This is a genomic window from Candidatus Binatia bacterium, from assembly GCA_029243485.1.
Classification (GTDB): domain Bacteria; phylum Desulfobacterota; class Binatia; order UBA12015; family UBA12015; genus VGTG01.
In genome coordinates, this window is sequence record JAQWRY010000003.1 from 25,707 (window position 1) to 45,316 (window position 19,610).

The following is a 19,610-nucleotide window of genomic DNA, read 5'->3' on the forward strand; positions in this document are numbered from 1 at the left end:
CGGGGTTTATCGGGGCGCCACCGGCGGTGCAAAGTGAGGCCGGGCGGCCCTAGGAGGAGTCGGTCGGGCTCCGCTTTACCTCGTAGGCGTCGAGGTCGAGCGAGGAGAGCATCTCGTGGTGTTGGCCCATGGTTCGGGGCCACTGCGTGACGATGCGCCCGCTGGGCGCGCGGTAGTAGTCGGTGCACCCCGCGAACCAGACCTTGACCGCCGCGATCTCCCGCTGCAGCTCTTCGTTGTACTCGGCCATGGGTTCCGGTTTCACGTCGACCCACGCGAGGCCCTCGTCGGCGATGCGCTGGATGTGCAGCATCGCGTGCTCGACGTGGTACTCGATCATCGTGATTAGCGAGTCGCTGTTCGTGTTCGGTCCGTAGAGCATGAAGAGGTTGGGGAAGCCCGCGGTCGTGACCCCCTTGTAGGCCTGGGCACCGTCGCTCCAGGCCTCCTCGATCGTGACGCCGCCCCGGCCGCGAACGTCGAGGGCCGAGAGGTACTTGGTCGTCTTGAACCCGGTTGCGAGAATCAGGGTCTCGATCTCGCGCTCCGTACCATCCACCGCCACGATCGAGTTCTTGGTGATGCGTTCGACCCCGCTGGTGATGAGCTCCAGGTTCGGACGATTGAAGGCCGGGTAGTAGTCGTTGGAGAAGAGGGGTCGCTTGCAGCCCCAGGGGTGGGTCGGCACGAGCTTCGCGCGAACCTCGGGATCCTCGACCAGCGCGATGTTCCCGTGGCACGCGGCTTCCATGTCCGGCTGGATGAAGTCGAAGGTCTGCGGGCCGCCGCTGTTGATGCGGTTGAAGATCTCGTCGCGCACGCCCTGGGCCACATCCGGGTTGGCGCGGAAGTGTTCCAGAACGTCTTCGGGGTAGGGGTCATCTTGCTTGGGCATGACCCAGTTCGCGGTGCGTTGGTAATAGTCGACGCGCGCGGCATCCTTCACGATCTGCGGAACGAATTGCACCGCGCTCGCAGCGCTGCCGACCACGCCGACCCTCTCCCCGGACAGATCGTGGTCCCAATTCCAGCGGGCGGAGTGGAAGCGCGTGCCCTCGAACGAATCGAGGCCTTCGATCTCGGGGTAGTTCAGCTCGTTGAACATGCCGATGGCGCTCACGACGACATCCGCTTCGAGGCGCTCGCCGTCCCGGAGCTCGATCGTCCACCGTGCGGTGTCTTCATCCCAAGTCGTACCCCGGACCTCGCAGTCGAAGCGGCAGTAGGGCTTGATCGCGTACTTCTCGGCACACTCTTCGAGGTACTCGAGGATCTCCGGCTGCGGCGCGTAAGGGCGCGACCAATCGGGCTTCACTTCGAACGAGTAGGAGTAGAGATGCGAGGGGATGTCGCACGCACAGCCGGGGTAGCGGTTGTGGAACCAGGTGCCCCCGAGGCCAGCGGCCTTCTCGAGGATCACGAAGTTCTCGAAGCCGGCCTTCTTCAGGTGGATGGCCATGCAGAGGCCGCCGGGGCCGGCGCCGATAATGACAATTCGGGGATCGCGTTTCGGTGTTTGGGTCACTGGAAGGGGTTCCTCAACGAAGCCACTCGGGAGAGTGGGTTCCCAGGGGCGACGGCGGAAGGTCCCACCGTGCCGGAGTGTGTTCCATTTCTACGATGGGCGCGAGATGCTCTAGCCGACCCCACGCCGTGTCCGACGAGGCCACGAAGCGTTCGGGCCGATCGAAGCCGCGAGCCTGGTCGCGGTCGTGGATCGTACCGAGACGGGTGAGCCACATCCCGGTCTGGCAGAGGGACTCCTTTACGTGCCAACTGCCGCCCTCGGTGCACCTGCGGGAGAGTGCGGTCATGGCACCGAACGCCGCGAGGTAGCCGGTCGTGTAGTCCGTCGCGGCGGCGGGAATCAGCGCGGGCCGGCCGTCGCGCGCTTCGGAGTCGGCGATGCCCGTCGCAGACTGCGCGAGTTGTTCCCAGCCGGGGCGATGGGCCCAGGGGCCGACGTGGCCGTAGCAATCGAGCGACACGACAATGATACCCGGCCGTCGCGCGGCGAGCTCGGTCGGCGAGAGGCCGCGGGCGGCAAGCGCGCCCGGGCGGTAGCTTTGGCAGAACAGGTCTGCGGTCTCCACGAGCTCGTCGAGTCTCGTGCGATCGTCGTCGCGGTCGAGATCGAGGAACGCGTTGCGCTTTCCGTGGCCGGTGTCGATGACGAACGGCTCGATGCTCGGCACGCGCTCCGCGCCGATTCGCAGGACGTCCGCGCCGTAGGAAGCGAGAGTTCGTCCGCAGGTTGGGCCCGCGAGCACTCGCGTCAGATCGAGGGCGCGAACACCATCGAGCGGGCGATCTCCGGGGGGGAGTGGTCGCGCGGCCGCGTCGCCGATGCGCTCGATCTCGATCACGGGGAGCGACGCGAGGGCCCTTCCTTGGGGATGCTCTGCCCATTCCTCGGTCGTGCGGACGACGGTACCACAGAGGCCGCGCAGCGCGATCGCGTCTTCTAGTTCGGCAGCGTCGTGGGCGCGCACCGCGTCGGCGATCGCGTTCGCGTCGAGGGTGCAGCCGAGTAGATCGACCGCGCCTTGCGCGAGTGCCGGGAAGCCGCCGTGCAGATGAATCCACCTGCCGTCCCGCGTCTCGTAGAGCCCGCTCGCCGGATTGTGGTGCCGCGTGAGGTCGACGCCGCTCGAGGCCTTCTGCAGGACGAAGCTGACCAGGCTCATTGCGGCGCCGGAGACGTCGACCGAGACCTTCTGCGCCTCCCCCGTTCGGGCCTCGTGCAGTTGCGCGGCCGCCGCCCCGGTCAGGCCGAGGGCGGCTGCGGCGGCTTCGCCTGCCGGGTAGCGCGTGGGGAGGACGGGGTCCGCTCCTCGTACGTCGATCCGGGGGCCGGCCGGGGCGTCGAGGCGCGCGGCGCGAAGAAGGGGATCGAGATCCAAAACGTTCGTCGGGTCCTCGCGGCGTTTCAGCCGCCGAGGACCTCCTTCGCCCGTTCCCGCAGAACGAATTTGGTGACCTTCCCGGAGGCGTTCACCGGGAGTTCGGATACGACTTCGACGAAGCGCGGGACCTTGTAGTTGGCCATGTTCGCACGACACCAGGTAATGACGCCGTCCGGCTCGAGCGCCTTGCCCGGGCCGGGTACGACGAAGGCCATTCCCACTTCGCCCATGCGCGCGTCGGGAACGCCGATGACGGCGACCTGGGCGAAGTCCCCGCTGCTGAACATGAGATTCTCGATCTCGGCCGGGTAGCAGTTGAAGCCGCCCATGATGAACATGTCCTTGATACGGTCGGTGATTCTGAGGTAGCCGCGGTCGTCCATGATGGCGATGTCGCCGGTATGCAGCCAGTTGTCCGCATCCACGGCCTTCGCGGTTTCGGCGGGGTCGTCGAGGTAGCCCTTCATGACGTTGTAACCGCGCACCACGACTTCGCCGGGTTCGCCCCGCGCGACCTCTTCGCCGGCCTCGTTCACGCAACGAACCTCGACGTCGTCGATGGCACGTCCGGAGGTCGTCGCGATGGTTTCGGCGTCGTCATCTTCCCGGCACATGGAGACGGTTCCACACGACTCTGTGAGGCCGTAGCCGGTGATGACCGTGTCGAACCCGAGCTCCGTCTTCATCCGGTGGATGAGCTCGACGGGGATTGCGGCGGCGCCGGTGACGGCGAGGCGTAGGTTCGAGATGTCGTGCTTGGCCAGGTCGGGGTGGGCCAGGATGGATTGATAGAGCGTCGGCGGTCCGGGCAGCATCGAGATCTTGTCCTCGCCGATGCGGGCGAGAACCTGCGGGACGTCGAAGACGAGATGTGGCAGCGCGGTCGCGCCGCGCAGGATGCACGACAGCCAGCCCGCCTTGTAGCCGAACGCGTGGAAGAACGGATTCACGATGAGGTAGCGGTCGCCGGCGGTGAGTCCGACGATGCCGGACCACGCGAGGAACACTTTCGTATTCTGGCCGTGCGTCGTCATGACGCCCTTGGGCTTCCCGGTCGTTCCGGACGTGAACATGATGTCAGACAGATCGTCGGGCGACACGGCGGCGGCCCGCTCTCGTGCCTTCTCTTCGGGGACCGATTCACCGCGCGCGAGAAATTCGTCCCACCCGGTCGCTCCCGCTGTGGACCCACGAAGCGCGACGATGCCCTCGAGCGAGGGGATGTCTTCCTGCTGGATCTCGGCAACGTAGTCGACGCCGAGGAAGTCGGTCACCGTGCACAGGAGCTTGGCGCCACTCGACTGAAGGATGTATGCGGCCTCCGCCTTCTTCAGTCGGGTGTTCAGCGGCACCAGTGTCGCACCGGCGGAGTGCAGGCCGATGGCGGCCAGGATCCACTCATGGATGTTCGGCGCCCAGATCGCGACCCGGTCGCCGGGCCCGATCCCGGCGGCGATGAAGGCCCGGGCGACGCGGACGCCGGCGTCCGCGAGCTCGGAAAAGCTGAGCCGGGTGTCGCCTTCTTCGATCGCGATGGCGCTTCCGAACTGCTCGGCAGCCTCTTGGACGGCCCCTGGAATGGTGCGTTGCATGACGCGGTTTTATCCGAAGGGCCGGGCGGCTTCCATGTTGACCCGGATGTGGGCTCAGTCGACGGGTTTCGGATCCTCGACTTCGGCCGTGACCCTCGCCCAGGCTAGTTCCGCACCCTCGTGCTGACGAAGGCGGGGCCAGCGCATAGGAGCCCTGTTCGCTAGGTGCCTCCGCGGGGAGAACGACCAGAATATGGCCGCCGGGTTCGATGTCGCGCTCCAACCGCTGGACGGTCGGCGGACCGAGCGGCGTTCCGAAGACGGTCAGGTTTGCGTCCTCACTCAGGATTCGCAGCAGGACCTTCTTCTGGCCCAGCGTCTTCCACCGCTCGTACTTCACCTTCGAGATGGCCTCGCCGTGTTCGAGGATCCACCGGATACCGGTGCGCTCTACGAGCGTGCGCAGGTTCTTGGGGTGGGGTGGCTCCGCCGTCAGCCGGCGGAGTGCCTTGTGCCACTCCGGCATGAACCGGGTGTGCCCGTTGACGATGGGGAGCCAGTGGTCGGTACTCTGAACCATGTACAGCGTCTGGTGGCGCTTGGGGAGAATCGACCCGGGGGACCCCGGGTCGGGGATGTTGAGCAATGGCCCGCGTTCGAGGCGGGCGAGGAGGCGAACCGGCTTAGGTGCGAACCGGCGGCTCGGTGGTTTCGGGGGGGTCGTGCGTCCAGAGCCGACCATTTCGATCTATGAGGTCGACGCGGGGAGGTGACGAGCGAGGCGGGAAATCGCCTGGGAGATATGCTCTACCCAGCACATGGACCTGGAGTTCACCGACGAGCAGAACCTTCTGCGGGAGACCGTTCGCGGGCTCTGTGAGCAGTACGCGTCGTACGAGGTCGTGCGGGCACTCGAGGACGACTCGTCCGGCTGCGCAGCGGATCTCTGGAGGCAGCTCGGTGCACTCGGGCTCATTGGTCTGCGCTTGCCCGAGGCGTACGGTGGCGCCGCGCAGGGAATGCAGGAGGCCGTCCTTCTCTACGAGGAGCTCGGCCGCGCCCTGGCGCCCACGCCGCACTTCGGAAGTGCGGTCCTCGGAGCCGGGGCCCTCCTCGAAGCCGGCAGCGACGCGCAGAAGAAGCAGTGGCTTCCGAGCATCGCATCGGGTGCGGCGGTGCTCGCACCTGCCTGGTTGGAACCGCGCAGCGGGTTCGATTCCGGAGGCGTCCAGTTGGAAGCGAAGTCGGTGGACGGCGGCTATTCACTGTCCGGCACGAAGAGCCACGTGGCCTTCGCCAAGATCGCAGACCGGTTGGTCGTTCTTGCGCGAACGGGCACCCCGGCGGAGGCTATCGACCTCTTTCTCGTCGATCCCGCTGCACCCGGCGTCGAACTTGTGCAAAGCAAGACGATGGCCTCGGACGCGCAGTTCGAAGTCCGCCTCGACGGCGTTCGCGCTTCAGAAGCGGACCGGATCGGTGCAGCCGGGACGGGTTGGGCGACCTGGAAGCGCGGGATGTACGACGGCGTGATCCTTCTCGCCGCACAAGCGATCGGCGGTGCGGATCGGGCGCTGGAGATGACCGTCGCGTACGCGAAGGAGCGCCACCAGTTCGGCAAGCCGCTCGGTGCGTTCCAGTCGCTCTCGCACTACATGGCCGACGCCGTCACTGCTATCGACGGCGGTCGCGTACTCGTTCAGGAGGCCGCCTGGGCACGTGACGCGGGCCGTTCCGTCGCACGCTTGGCGCCGATGGCGAAGTCGTTTGCGTGCAAGACCTTCCGCGACACCACGAAGGCGGCCCAGCAGATTCATGGCGGCATGGGATTTTCGGTCGAGTACGACATTCAACTCTACTTTCGGCGCGCGAAGCAGCTCCAAGTTTCGTGGTGGGATACGCACTACTGCGAGGAACTCATCGCGGCGCACGTGCTCGACGGGGACGGGCCACCCGACCTCCGTTCCGCGCCGGCCTGACCGCTCGTGCCGGCTCCTTCCGCTTCCGGCGCTCTCGTCGGCCGTCGCATTCTCGAACTAGCGGACCACAAGACCGCGTATTGTGGAAAGCTGTTTGCGGACATGGGTGCCGACGTGCTGCTGATCGAGCCGCCGGGCGGCGACTCGATGCGGGATCTCCCGCCGTTCTGGAAGGGTAAGTCGGATCCCAACGGCGGGCTGTGGTTCCTGTACGCGAATACGAGCAAGCGCGGCATCACGCTCGACCTCGAAACCGAAGAGGGCCGAACGCGCTTCCTCGATCTCGCGGCTTCCGCCGACGCGGTGATCGAGGGCGAGGCGCCGGGGCGACTCGCAGCGCTCGAGATCGGATGGGAAGCCCTCCACGCACGGAATCGTCGGACCGTGCTCACGTCTATCTCGGGTTTCGGTCAGACGGGTCCCCGCCGCGACTGGAAGTCGTCCGATCTCGTGGCGACGGCGCTCGGTGGTGCGGCGATGGTCACGGGCTACGCGGACGATCCGCCGGTCCGCCTCGCGGGTTCTCACGCGCACGTCATGACCGCGACCAACGCCGCGGGTGCCACGATGATCGCGTTGCTGCACGCGAGCCGCACGGGGCGTGGGCAGGTCGTCGACATCTCGGCCGTGGAGACGGTGGCCGCGGTGAGCCACATCACAGGTGTGGGCAAGTGGCTCGACGACGGGATCATTCCGAAGCGAGCGGGCACGGGGCTCTTCGCGTCCGTGCCGTCGGGTGCCTACGAGTGCACCGACGGGCTGGTCTATCTGATGGTGAACCGCCCCGCACATTGGAAGGGCGTGGCGCGCTGGGTCTTCGAAGAGACGGGACAGGAAGCGATTCTGAATCCCCTGTGGGAAGGCCCGTCCGCGAACCGGATCGAGGATCGCGAGCTCATCGACATGTTCATCGGAGAGCTCACCGCGAAGCACTCCGTGGCCGAGATCTATCATCAGGGCCAAGCGCGCCACCTCGCTTTGACGCCGATGCAGACGGCTTCGGAAGTCGTCGCCGATCCGCAACTCGCGGCGCGGAAGTACTTCGTGGACGTGGACCTGGGTGATGGGGGAGCGCTCCGCTTTCCGGGTTCAGCGTATCGCCACGAAGGAACGCCCGCTGCGATTCGTCGCCGCCCCCCGACCGTGGGGGAGCACAACGACGAGGTGTTCGCGGAGCAGCGTGAGGAAGGGCCGCGGCTGGAGGTGGAGGTCGCGGTTGCCCAGGCGCTCGAAGGACTCCGGGTGATCGAGTTCTCGATGGGAATGGCGGGCCCGTGGATTGGTCGTGCGATGGCGTGGTGCGGGGCCGAGGTCATCAAGGTCGAGTCGAAGAGCCATCCGGACGTGACCCGCCAGTACGTGCCGCCGTGGGCGCCGGAGCTCGGGGTTCAATCCAGGCTGTCTCCCTGGTTCACGGATTGGAATGCCGGCAAGCGTTTCGTGGCGGTCGACCTTACGAACCCCGATGCCGTCGACCTCATCAAGCAGGTGATCGCAACCGCGGACGTCGTCGTGGAGAACTTCACGCCGGGTGTGCTCGAGAAGCTGGGACTCGGTTGGGACGAGCTGCGCCGGGTGAAACCGGATCTAGTGATGTTCGGCACGTCCGGTTTCGGCGACGATGGTCCGTGTCGGCGGTACGTCACGTGGGGGCCGAACCTCGAAGCGGCGTCCGGGCTCGCCAAGAGCTCCGGTTTCGCGCATCGGCCCTGCGCCATGACGCACTTCGCATACCCCGACTCGGTGAGTGCGATGCACGGTCTCTTCGCCGTTACCTGTGCCCTCGAGCACCGCCGTCGAACCGGGGAGGGGCAGCGCGTGAACCTGTCGCAGCTCGAGGCGATGGTGTCGGTGTACGGAGACGTGATGATGGAGGCGCTGGCGATTGGCGTCGATCCGGAACGGGTGGGCAATCGCTCTCGCTACGGCGCGCCGCATGGCTGCTACCCGTGCTCGGGGGATGACCGCTGGTGTGCGATTGCGATCTTCGACGACGAGGGATGGAGAACTCTGTGCCGCGTAGCGGAGCAGCCGGAATGGGCCGTGGATCCGCGTTTTGCGACTCTTGCGGACCGGCTCGTCCACGTGGGTGAGCTCGAAGTCCTCGTGTCGCAATGGACCGCGAACGTCGACGCCTACGACCTGCAAGATCGTCTTCAGGCGGCCGGAATCGCGGCGGGGGTCGTACAGAACACCGAGGACCAGCACCGGCGGGACCCTCAGCTCGCGGCACGCGGGTTCTTCGAGGAGATTGATCATAAACTGAAGGGCAAGGTCGTCGCGAACGGCATCCCACTCGGCTTCACGGCGACCCCGGGACGAACGCCGCAAACGGGCTCGGCTGTGGGCGAGGACAACGATTATGTCTTCGGCGAACTCCTCGGTCTCGGCGCGGGTGAGGTTGCGCGACTTCGGGCCATCGGCGCCGTCGAGGACTCGGACGAGCCCGTCCCCGAGCTTCCGTGATGGCGCGCACTCTGCTTCCGATCTACGTCGACGTCGATGACGTCCTCGCCGACACGACCGCGATGCTCCTGGAGATGGCGCGTGATCTCTTCGCCAAGGAGATCGCCTACGAGGACTGCCGCTCGTTCGATCTGGGCGAGTCGTTTGGCCTGTCGGAGGCGCAGCGCGATCGGTTGCTCGACGCGGCGCACGAGGATGCCGCGATCGAGTCCATGCTTGCGATCGAAGACGCCGCCGAAGTCTTGGCGGCGTGGGACGCCCTCGGCCACGAGGTGCACATTGTGACAGGTCGTCCGCCGGCAACGCTCGCGGCAACGCGTCGTTGGCTCGATCGGATGGAGATGCCCCATGCGTCGCTCGCCTCGGTCGATAAGTACGGTCGCCAGGCGCACCTGACCGAAGCGGTGCCGCTCGACAGCCTCGCCGAGCGCCGGTATCGCGTGGCCGTCGAAGATTCCCTTTCGATGGCGCGCTTTCTCGTCAAGACGACGGGCACCGCGGTCCTCCTCCTCGATCGTCCGTGGAATCGAGACGTCACCGGGCTCGACTCGGGGGTGCTGCGGCTGGTCACCCGGGTGGCGTCCTGGCGCGAGATTGAGGCCGACGTTGCCGGGTCTGACCACAAATAGTCCCTGATTGTTGAATATGAACGATATAGTTGACTAAGAGAGACCAACGCGTCGACGACGAAGCTTGGGAGAAGGCGGCGAGCGAAGGGGGCAAGGCGTAGCGGACTCGCGAGAGCATCGGCTCGGTGGAGGCTCTTGCAAGCCTCGGAGTCGATGGAGACGATGCCGGCGTCGCGCGGGTCCGAGACTGGATTGAGAGCCTCGCGGCGCGCCCCTGACGAGCGCGTTGTTGGCGCTCGTGCAGGCATTGAGTACCGTGTGCCCGTGCGCGTGCTGTGGCCGCTTCTCGTTCTCGTCGTGCTTGGCCTGGGGTGGTTCTTCTGGCCGCCCCCGGCGCCGCCGACGAACCTCGTCCTGATCGGCATCGACACGCTGCGCCCGGATCACGCCTCGGTCTATGGATACGACAAGCCGACGACGCCTCGCCTCGAGGCGCTGGCCGCGCGGGGTGTCCTGTTCGAGGAGGCGACGAGTCACGCGCCGTGGACGCTGCCGTCCGTGTCGACCGTGCTGACGTCGCTCTACCCGTCGCAGCACGGCGCGCGAGTGCCGGGTGACTTGAAGGACCTCACGGACGACGTGCCCGTGCGGCTCGGAGACGTGGAGACCCTCGCGCAGATCTTGCGCCGAAGCGGGAAGGTGACGCAGGCCTTCGTTGCCAACGCGTTCACCGGCTACGGGATCGACGACCACTTCGAGGGCTTCTCCTACGCACATGCGAGTGCCGATCGGATCTCGCGAGACGGCGTCGACTTCCTGCGTGCGAATCGAGAGCACCCATTCTTCCTGTATCTTCACTACACCGACCCGCACGAGCACCATCGCCTGCTGCCGAAGGAGCATCGGGCGCGGTTCACCGATGCGTCTGTCCTCGAGGCGATGGGCGATCGGGACAAGGCAGGCTATCGGTACATCTACGACAACTTCGGGCCGGCGCTTTACGACGCGCAGACGTCGTTTGCGGACGAACAAGTCGGCGTCGTGTTCGATGCCCTGCAGCAGCTCGATCTCACGGGTCGCACGCTCGTCGTCGTCTTCTCCGATCATGGCGAGGAGTTCTGGGAGCACGCCGACGCGCATCGTCGTTACGGAGAGGATCCGCGCGGCATCTACGGCCTCGGCCACGGCCAGAGCCTCTACCAGGAGCTGCTCTCCGTGGTCTTTCTCATGGCAGGAGGAGATCTCCCGGCGGGGCAGGTGGTGAAGGGCGCGGTCGGGCTGCGCGATCTCGCGCCCACCGTGTTGGACGTCATGGGGCTTCCGCCCGGGACGACGATGGAAGGAACGAGTCTGGTCCCGGCGATCACCTCCGGGCAGGCGCCGGAGCGCGAGGTGTTCAGCGAGTCGATCGCGTACGGCTACGAAAAGAAGGCGATTCGCGTCGGGGACTGGAAGTACATTCTGTCTCTCCCGGACTCGCTCGACGAGCTCTACGATCTGCGGGCCGATCCCGGGGAGACGACGAATCTCGCGGCGAGCGATCCGGAGCGGACAGCCGCGATGCGTCGCCGCGTCGAGGAGATCGTGGCTGGATTTGCGCCCGAGGAGCCGACCGAGCCTACCGGGATCAGCGAGGAGACCCGTCGCAACCTTCAGGCGCTGGGCTACCTCACCGACGATCGGGCCGTCCCGCGAGATCAGCCGTAGCAGGTCGCTGAAGAACTCCGGACCGAGCTTTCAACAGCCTACTAGTTCGTGGGCTTCATCTGCTCGATCCACTCGTGGATGAGCGCGACGCCCGCAGGGTCGGCGTGACTCCGGCCGAGGGGGGGCATCATTTTACTGGGCTTTTCGGACGCGAGCCGCTGGTACAGCAGGGAACGTTCGGGGTCCCCGGGTACGATCAGGCGTGCGCCTTCGTGACCGAAGTCGTGCCGGACGGGGCGATCGAGCAGGGGATCGAGTGCGGCTTCGCGCCGTAGGTCGAACAGGGCGCCGGCGGGTCCGTGGCAGAAGCTGCAATTCGCATCGAGGTACGACCGCGCGCGGCCGTTCAAGCTCGCACCCTCCGCGTCCGGCGGGGCGAGCGTCTTGAGGCGGGTGAACGCCTTCTGATCCGGCTCGCGCAGCATGAGCTCGCTGATCGTGAACATGCCGGCCTGTCCCCAGGCTTCGAGTTGGGGGGTCGCCGTGCCGTCTTCGCCGTAGGTCGTCGTCCGATCGAGCTGGCGAGCGTTCACGCCGAGGACGTAGCCGGCGCCCAGGTGGTGGCAGGTGAGACAATCGGACGGCGCGGGATGCGTCCACGACTCGATCCGTTTGCCGCCGTCCTTCGTTCGGACGGCGACCTCCGTGGTCGCGCGTTCAGTGACGAGGAACGCCTCGGTGCCGTCGTCGTTCCATCGGTACGAGGCCGTGAACGCACCCCCGCGCCGGCTCAGCCCGAGCATGCGGGTCTCCACGCGCTGCGTGCGGCTCGGGTCCGTTTCGTCGATGGGAAGCTCGAAGTGCTGGATGAAGACCGAGCCGGCGGGGAAGCCCCACGGCCCTTTGCGGCGGTACAGTACGCGATCGCGCTTTGCCTTGCCGCCGGTGTTCGATCCGTTTCCGGGAATCGCCACCCAATGACGCTTTACCGCCCCGTCCGACCAGGAGGGGACGTTGAGTTCGTATGGGACGACGCCGTTCGCGGGCTCGAGAGTCACGAGATCCTTGAAGAGCCGCGTCTTCGAGAGCGGTGGCGGGGGTCGTTGGTCCCGATCGGTTTCGCTGAGTTTCGAGATGCCGAGGGACTCGCGGCCGACGAGCAGCAATTCACCGTCAGCCCGCTCGCTGAAGGAGAGGAGCGAGTACGGCGTGACCTGAGCGACACGTTCGACGCTCAGGACCTGGCCGGCGCCGTCGGACAGCAGAGCCCAGATCCGCCCGGAGTTGATGTCGCCGAAGATGTAACGCCCGACCAGGTCGGGGTGCTCCGTTCCGCGGTAGACGTAGCCGCCGATGATGCAGCTGTTGCCGTTCCCGTGCGGGTAGGCGAACAACGGAGGCTGCTCCTTGCCGATGAAGGGCCGCGGTTTCGTCCCCTTGAGGAAACTCGCTGTGTATTTGTCGACCCCTTCGCGGTAGCTCCACTGGTAGTTCCCGCCGGGCACGCCGATGTTGACCTCTTCGGCCAAGTCCGACCCCGAGTCGCCGAGCCACAGCTGGCCGCTCTCGCGGTCGAAGGAGAAGCGGTACGGGTTTCGCAAGCCGATGAGGTAGAACTCCTCGAGCGCGTTGGGAACGCCGACGAACGGGTTGTCGTCGGGAATGCAGTAGCCGCGGGTCGTGCCGGATTCGGGTTGCCGAGGTGGCGGATGGCTCTTGCCCGGAGTGCAGTCGACGTCGATGCGCAGGATGCCGGAGAATAGGTCCTTGTGGATCTTCTGGGGGCTGTCCCGCTCGGGGACCCAGCCTTCGTCTCCGAGCGCGACGTAGAGGTAGCCGTCGGGTCCGAAGACGAGGCCTCCGCCGAAGTGCTCGCCGAACTTCCGCTTCCGGTGCCATTCATGCAGCTGGTCGATCAGGACCTCTTCGGACGCGGCGTCGACCTCGCCGTCCTGCCAGTCGAAGCGCGACACGCGGTCGTAGAGCATGCCGTCGCGTTGGGTGACGTAGCGGAGATACAGCTCGTTCGAGTCCGGGCGCAGCGCGAGTCCGAGTGCGCCGGATTCGCTGCCGTGCTCGTAGAAGACGCGGTCTTCGAGGTCGAGGACCTTGGTCCTAGTGCCGCTGCCGTCCGTTGAGAGCGCCCAGACGGCGCCCTGTTGTTCGAGGATGTAGAGCGGTTCGTCTTCTCGTGCCTGCGTGGCGAACAGCACGTTGCGGAACTCTAGGTCCTCGAAGAGCTGCTCGGGGACGAAGCTGTCGGCGTTGTTGCCCAGGGATCGTAGCGCGCGGAGCTTCGGAGCAGCGCGTTTCTCGGGGAACTTCGCGCCACTGCCGGGGCGCAGTTCCGAGACCATCGAGGCCAAGTCGATTCCGGCCCCGCGTACAACGAGAAAAACCGTGGCGACGAGGGCGAGAAACAAGAGCGATTTCCGAGCCATAACCACAGTGGTCGAGCGTTGAGATGGATGTAGTGGACGGGGTGATGGTGGGCAACCGCTTCGACCACACGGGCATCTCGACTAGGGTTGTGGCGTGTGAGCGGCCCACCTCGATGCCCGGAGGCGACGCGGGGGGGGGCGGCTTCGTCACGGAGCGGGGTCGATGATCTCGGTTCCGTCGGATGCGAGGAAGCGGAACGCCTGCGCCTGAACGTCGTCGCGGGCAAGAATCCCGTGACCACCCGGCGGATCGAAGCGCCACAGGCCGGACACACCGTGTGGGTCGCTCATCGGCTGGTTCGCGAGGAGTCCGCCCGCGGTTGCGAGGGCTTCGGTGCTCTCGTTGTCTACGAGTTCGTCGCCGATGCCTTCTTGCAGCAGGACCCGGTGGGCCCTCTCGGGGTCGAACGGATCGAGGAACCACCGGCGCGCGAAGTTCAATCCGTCGACGGGATCCATCGCATGCTGGCCCGTCTCGAGAGTGCGTTGGAGGTAGATCTCGAAGTCCGGGTCGTCGATGTCGAGTCCGACCTCAGCGGAGAGCTCGCCGCCCACGAGGTCGCGGAGGCCGATCGACTGGCCCAGGAACGCCACGCGGCCCCCGGCCACGTTCAGCACGGCCACCGGCAGGATCTCCTCGACTGCGACGAGCGTCGCGCCGAGCATGCCGCCGAGGGAGATGCCGAGATAGTTCATCCGGGTCGGGTCGAGATCCGGGCTTCCGTCGCCGTCGACATCGATGCCGGCTTCGATCGCACGAAGGACCGCCATCTGGTCGGCGATGCTCTGTCGGAAGATGTCCCGGGCTAGGAAGGGGCGCGCGCGCAGGAGATCGAGCGGGCTTCCACGCGTTCCATGCGAGACCGCGTTGATCCCGATCGAGGCGAGACCGAGCTCGGCCAGCGCCGGTCCGAGATCGAAGACGATTCCGTTGTCGCCTCCGAATCCGTGCTGCAGGAGTACGACGGGGTAGGGAGAGCTCCCCGTGGTGGGAAGCGTGAGGACGAAGTCGAGTTCGGTCTCCGGGGCAGCCTCCGCGCCGGAGACCCACGCGGGGTTCCAGATGCCGTCCACGCCCCGAAAGTCGGGCGAAGCGAGCAGGCCGACGGCGACGGCCGCGACGGCCGTCGCCTCCTCGAAGAACGCCGCGAACTCCGGGTCGTCTGCGCCGAAGACGCCGATGGCGAGCGCGTCGCGCGAGTCCGGATCGACGAGCGTGACCTGTTGGTTGAGGTTGCGGGCTCGTTCGCGCAAGGCGTTCTGCACGGAGATCAGATCGTCCGCGATGGGCTGCGTGGGGAACGAGAAAGCGATCGCGACGTCGTTTGGAGAGACGCCGAGGCTCTCTCCCGCGCGAAGCAGTCCTGCGGTGTCCATTGCCCCGTCCGTGCGTTCGAACAGAAGGAGCGACTGGGCGTCGACGCTGGCGAGGTCGACCGGCGCGGACACGGCGATTCGAATCGGGGCGGTGGTGCTGAACCCACGGAGTCGTTCGAGCTGGTTCGCGCCGCGACGAAGCGCGGCCCGGGCCGCGTCCAGCTTGGCCGTGTCGGGTACCGCGCGCATCACGTAGCGGTCGGGAACGTGGATCGTTCCGTCGGCGCGGACGAGCCGTTCTTCGGGATAGGGGTTCCCGATCGCTTCGGGATCGTCGTCGTAGAGCGCTTCGGGGCCGTCGCCTCCCGTCGCCCCGAGTCCGGTGCGACGGGCGAAGTCCGGTGCGCGCCGGAGGGCGGTGCCACTCGGGTCCGTAATCGACGTCGTCACGATCACGCCGTAGACCCGGCTTCCCGCGAGCGCTGTCGCCGGGGTGATGCGGAACGCGTCGCCTTCGGTGTCGGCCGCGACCGTGAACGCGATGGGCGAATCGCCCCGTGGGCTCGACGTCGAGCCGAGGTCTGCATCGGAACATCCCGAGGCGATCGCGAGCAGTGCGGCGGCCATGAAGGCCATCCCACGCGTGTTCTTCGAGATCCGATGCATCTGTTGCCCGCTTGGGGCCGACCATAGGGGCGGCCTCCGAAGGGGGCAAGTCGGAGCGTCCGGTCAGGGCGCCTTGGCTTTGAAGACGTCCCGCTCGTTGATCGTGCTGTCGCGGACCTGGAGGCTGTGTTTGCCGGCGTCGAGACACGTCGGATCCGGCAGGTTCGGACACACACCGCAGCCACAGCTCGCAGAGCAGACACCCGGACACGTCGTATCGTCTGTGCCGTCACAGATCTCGCTCCGGCTGGCGGCGCCGTGGCCGTCGCCGCACGTCTGCGTTCCGCCGCAGCCCGCCGCACTCGCCTTCGTTGGCGTCGGCGTCGCTGAGCGCCGGTATGCCCATTGTTGCCGCCGTTGAAGAACCCGACATCGGGCATGCCGAATATTCTGACCTTCTGATAGAGGTTCCGCAGGTGGGCGATCTTCAGGGTCTGCTCTTCGTTCTCGAAGCTCGCACCGCCGTTCGTTCCGAAGAAGCCCTGCTCAGCTGCCGCCGAAGCTCTCGCGAAGGCGGGCGGCGGCGTAGCTGATGGCTTCCTTCCCCTTCGGGAGCATGTCGCTCATTCCGAAGAACCCGTGGATGATTCCATCCCACCGCCTCGAGTCGACAGGTACCCCGGCGGCGGCGAGTTGCTCGGCGTAGGCCTCGCCTTCATCGCGGAGGGGATCGAATTCGGCAGTGATGACGGTCGCAGGCGGAAGGTCCGTGAGGTCGTCGGCGCGGATCGGCGAAGCGAGTTGGTTCTCGCCGTCGGACTCGTCGTTCAGGTACATCTCCCAGAACCACTTCATCGCAGCAGCCGAGAGAAAGTAGCCTTCGCCGTTCTGCTGGTACGAAGGCGTGTTTCGTCGCGAGTCGATGACCGGGTAGACGAGCAGCTGGTGGCAGAGGAACGGCCCCTCGTTCTCGCGGTTCGAGATGGCGACGGCCGCGGCGAGGTTGCCGCCGGCGCTGTCGCCGCCGATGGCGATACGCTCGGGGTCGATGCCGAGTTCGGCGGTGTTCTGGGCCGTCCACCGAACTGCGGCCTCACAGTCGTCGAGCCCCTTCGGAAATTTGTTCTCGGGCGCAAGGCGATAGTCGACCGAGACCACGACGCAGCCGGCCTGATTCGTGAGAGATCGGCAGGGGCCATCGTGGGTGTCGAGATTGCACAAGACCCAACCGCCACCGTGGAAGTAGACGAGGGCCGGGTGCGGGCCGTCGCCCGCGGGCCAGTAGATACGGAGGGCGACGTCACCGTCGGGGCCGGCGAAGGTTCGGTTTTCGACCCTCGACACTTCTTCCGGAGTCTCGCTCAGGAACGCGGCCGCCATTCCCTCGCGGGCGGCTTCGACACCGAGTTCGTGCAGTTCGGGCCCGCCCGGGGGGGCCATCACGGCGAGAAGTTGTTTCACGTCTTCATCGAGTGGCATCGAGAGTCCTCCTGGTAGTGCACCCACGGCGCGCGGGTTGATGACCTTTTGCCCCTCCAGTGGCGGTGTCGCAAGTTCCGGCCGTTTCGGCTGATCGTTCGACCTCCGGGGTTCATCCATGGGATTAGGAAGGCGAACTTTGGAGGCTGCGATGAGGCTGATACCGATCTTTCTTGCGATCGCCTCGTTGGCGACCCCTGCGATCGCGCAGGTGGCCACCGACGAAGCGATTCGGGCCATCGAGGCGGAGGCCTCGGGCGGCGGCGCAGAGGATGAAGTCGATGCGGCGGCGGCTCAGGCGGCCGTTCCGGCGGGCGAACCGGTTCCGGGCGTTGATTCCAACGAGCGAAGGCGGATCGAGGAGATCGTGGTTCGCGCGCGACGCCGCGACGAACTGCTCGAGGACACGCCCGTCTCCGTGACGGCGCTCAACGAGGCCGCGATTCGCGACTCGACAATCACCCGAATCAACCAGATCACCCAACTCGTTCCGAACCTTCAGTTCGACTCGGCTGGCGGTACGTCGACGACGGCTCGGGTGTTCATCCGAGGTGTCGGAATCAACGACACCATCATGACGAACCAGCCTGGTGTCGGGATCTACGTCGACGGTGTGTATATGGCGCGTGCCGCCGGGAGCGTGCTCGACGTCGTCGACTTCGCGCAGATCGAAGTGCTGCGCGGGCCGCAGGGGACGTTGTTCGGGAAGAACACGGCGGGGGGCGCGATCAACATCACCACGGTGAAGCCCTCCGAAGAGCTGGAGGGCTGGGCGTTGGTGCGTCCAGGCAATCTTGGGCGAATAGATACACGCGCGGTGCTGAATCTGCCGCTCTACGAGGACAAGGTTCTTTCGCGCTGGTCCTTCGCTTCGCTGAAGAACCGCGGCTACACGTACAACGAGTTCCGTGACGAGTACTGGTCGAATCAGAACTCGGTGAACTTTCAGGGGGCGCTCCGCTTTCAGTTGCTCGACGATCTTCTGATCGATGTCTCGGGAAACTACACGAAGAACCACGCTCGTCCGCGAGGGGCGAACTGCTTCTTCGTGCGCGACGTGGCGACGCAGAGTCTCTCGCCGGGCTTCGCCGACAACTGCAAGGCTGCGCAGGCGGCGGCGCCGGACACGGTCTACGAAGACGTGCACGGCATCCAGGACCTCGAGAGCTACGGCGTGTGGGGGACCCTCCAGTACGACATCGGAGAGCTGGGGCCGATCGATGAGCTGACGTTGAAGTCGATCACGGCGTGGCGCAGGCAGACCGATTCGACCCGGCGTGACTTCGACGCCTCGCAGAACGGCGTCCTTGCGATCAACATCGCCGGCGGGCCGCTCGAAATCGACGGGGAGCCATTCGAGTCCGAACAGATCAGCCAGGAGTTGCAGGTCAACGGGCATGCGCTCGACAGCCGTCTCTCCTGGGTGAGCGGATTGTACTATCTGTCCGACGACGCGCAGGAGAACAGTGGGACAGCGGCGTTCTACGACGGGCCGTTCGTTCCCGGAGCGCAGAGTGTCGCAAACCGCGAGGTGGACAACTACACGATCGGCGTCTTCGGCCAGGCGACGTACGACGTCCTGGACTGGATGGGGCTGACGGGGGGTGTTCGTTGGACGAAGGATAGCCAGGGGTATCGGATCTTTAACTACGAGCTCCTGGATCCCGAATCACCGAAGGGCGCGCCCGTGCTGCGGAGCCAGGTCACGCAAGACACGGACGACCGTGAGGACTTTGAAGCGTGGACGCCGATGGCGAGCTTGTCGATGACGCTGCCGGAAGAGTACATGCCCGCCCCCCTCGATCATCTGCTCGGCTACTTCACGTACTCGACGGGCTTCAAGGGCGGTGGCTTCAACGCGCGCACGGGGAGTGGCTTTCCTCCCGGCAAGCCGCCGCCAACGTTCGACCCCGAGCACGTGAAGTCGTACGAGATTGGTTTCAAGACGGTCTGGTTCGATCGGCGGCTGACCGCGAACGCATCGTTCTTCTTGGCGGACTACACGGATCAGCAGGTGCTGACGTTGATCTCGGTTCCGTGTGCAACGCCGGAGGATCCGACGTGTCTGATGATCCAGGCGATCAACGCGAACGCGGCGAGTTCGACTGTGAAAGGGGCGGAGATCGAGTTCCTCGGTCTTCCGACTGACGGATTGCAGCTGACGTGGAACGTGGGTCTCCTGGATTCGGAGTACGACGAATTTCTGTCGACCAGCCAGATTGACGACTCGCCCCTCGACCGCCGCGGCGAGAGCTTCAACAACGTCCCGGAGTTCACGACGTTCCTGGCTGCGCAGTACTCGCTACCGATTACGAGCGGGGCGGAGTGGCTCACCGGATGGCTGACTCCGCGCGTGGAGTGGTACTACCGCAGTTCCGTTCACATCAACGGTCCTGAACTCGAGTCGTCGAACCAGTGGGGCGTCGGCCTCCTAAACGCCCGCCTCTCCTACGACTTCTTGGACGACCGCGCCCAGGTCGCCCTCTGGGGCCGAAACCTCACCGACGAGCGCTACAAGACCGACTCCATCCCCGTAGCCCCCCTCGGTTTCGACAGCGTTTACTTCGCCGTCGGGCGCACCTGGGGCGCGGAACTCTCGTACAGGTTTTAGGAGCATAGAGAGCATTGGGGACACACTTCAGTGTGTCCCCAATGCCTCGAACAAGAC

11 protein-coding genes are annotated in these 19,610 nt (G+C 66.0%); 5 read left to right on the forward strand and 6 right to left on the reverse strand.

Annotation, left to right across the window (positions count from 1 at the left end; translation table 11 throughout):
• Positions 1 to 49 precede the first annotated feature (49 nt).
• The 3 genes from P8R42_02240 to P8R42_02250 are packed head-to-tail and all read right to left on the reverse strand — an operon-like array spanning position 50 to position 4,498.
• Positions 50 to 1,525, reverse strand: coding sequence for an NAD(P)/FAD-dependent oxidoreductase (locus tag P8R42_02240; protein ID MDG2303466.1), 1,476 nt, complete (start codon positions 1,523 to 1,525; stop codon positions 50 to 52).
• A gap of 13 nt (positions 1,526 to 1,538) precedes the next feature.
• A complete protein-coding gene (locus tag P8R42_02245; protein ID MDG2303467.1) occupies positions 1,539 to 2,903 on the reverse strand; it encodes a CoA transferase in 1,365 nt (454 codons plus the stop codon).
• Positions 2,904 to 2,929: 26 nt separating this feature from the next.
• Entirely contained in the window at positions 2,930 to 4,498 is a 1,569-nt protein-coding gene (locus P8R42_02250) for a FadD3 family acyl-CoA ligase (protein MDG2303468.1), read from the reverse strand.
• A 758-nt stretch (positions 4,499 to 5,256) separates the two neighbouring features.
• Between P8R42_02250 and P8R42_02255 the strand changes: the two genes are divergently transcribed.
• The 4 genes from P8R42_02255 (at position 5,257) to P8R42_02270 (ending at position 11,159) form a co-directional block, all read left to right on the forward strand.
• The gene (locus P8R42_02255) at positions 5,257 to 6,417 is read left to right on the forward strand and encodes an acyl-CoA/acyl-ACP dehydrogenase (protein MDG2303469.1); all 1,161 of its coding nucleotides are present in this window, start codon (positions 5,257 to 5,259) and stop codon (positions 6,415 to 6,417) included.
• 6 nt (positions 6,418 to 6,423) lie between these two features.
• Positions 6,424 to 8,883 carry a CoA transferase gene (locus tag P8R42_02260; GenBank protein MDG2303470.1) on the forward strand — a complete coding sequence of 820 codons (2,460 nt, stop codon included), beginning with the start codon at positions 6,424 to 6,426 and terminating at the stop codon, positions 8,881 to 8,883.
• Complete coding sequence (locus P8R42_02265) at positions 8,883 to 9,512, forward strand: hypothetical protein (protein ID MDG2303471.1); 630 nt, start codon at positions 8,883 to 8,885, stop codon at positions 9,510 to 9,512. Before P8R42_02260 ends, P8R42_02265 begins: the two co-directional genes overlap by 1 nt.
• A gap of 258 nt (positions 9,513 to 9,770) precedes the next feature.
• On the forward strand, positions 9,771 to 11,159 hold the full coding sequence (locus P8R42_02270; protein ID MDG2303472.1) for a sulfatase: 1,389 nt from the start codon (positions 9,771 to 9,773) through the stop codon (positions 11,157 to 11,159).
• 41 nt (positions 11,160 to 11,200) lie between these two features.
• On the opposite strand, the gene P8R42_02275 is transcribed toward P8R42_02270, so the two are convergent.
• From P8R42_02275 to P8R42_02285, 3 genes are all read right to left on the reverse strand, one after another.
• Complete coding sequence (locus P8R42_02275; protein ID MDG2303473.1) at positions 11,201 to 13,522, reverse strand: PQQ-dependent sugar dehydrogenase; 2,322 nt, start codon at positions 13,520 to 13,522, stop codon at positions 11,201 to 11,203.
• A gap of 165 nt (positions 13,523 to 13,687) precedes the next feature.
• Positions 13,688 to 15,523, reverse strand: a complete 1,836-nt coding sequence (locus P8R42_02280; GenBank protein ID MDG2303474.1) for a hypothetical protein — start codon at positions 15,521 to 15,523, stop codon at positions 13,688 to 13,690.
• Positions 15,524 to 16,009: 486 nt separating this feature from the next.
• Entirely contained in the window at positions 16,010 to 16,942 is a 933-nt protein-coding gene (locus tag P8R42_02285; protein ID MDG2303475.1) for an alpha/beta hydrolase, read from the reverse strand.
• 151 nt (positions 16,943 to 17,093) lie between these two features.
• Between P8R42_02285 and P8R42_02290 the strand changes: the two genes are divergently transcribed.
• A complete protein-coding gene (locus P8R42_02290) occupies positions 17,094 to 19,553 on the forward strand; it encodes a TonB-dependent receptor (protein MDG2303476.1) in 2,460 nt (819 codons plus the stop codon).
• Positions 19,554 to 19,610: the final 57 nt, after the last annotated feature.

Excerpts from the sequence above, each read along its gene's own strand:
- P8R42_02285 (MDG2303475.1), bottom strand. The coding sequence starts at position 16,942 with ATGCCACTCGATGAAGACGTGAAACAACTTCTCGCCGTGATGGCCCCC.
- P8R42_02255 (MDG2303469.1), top strand. The coding sequence starts at position 5,257 with ATGGACCTGGAGTTCACCGACGAGCAGAACCTTCTGCGGGAGACCGTT.
- P8R42_02290 (MDG2303476.1), top strand. The coding sequence starts at position 17,094 with ATGAGGCTGATACCGATCTTTCTTGCGATCGCCTCGTTGGCGACCCCT.
- P8R42_02280 (MDG2303474.1), bottom strand. The coding sequence starts at position 15,523 with ATGCATCGGATCTCGAAGAACACGCGTGGGATGGCCTTCATGGCCGCC.
- P8R42_02250 (MDG2303468.1), bottom strand. The coding sequence starts at position 4,498 with ATGCAACGCACCATTCCAGGGGCCGTCCAAGAGGCTGCCGAGCAGTTC.
- P8R42_02265 (MDG2303471.1), top strand. The coding sequence starts at position 8,883 with ATGGCGCGCACTCTGCTTCCGATCTACGTCGACGTCGATGACGTCCTC.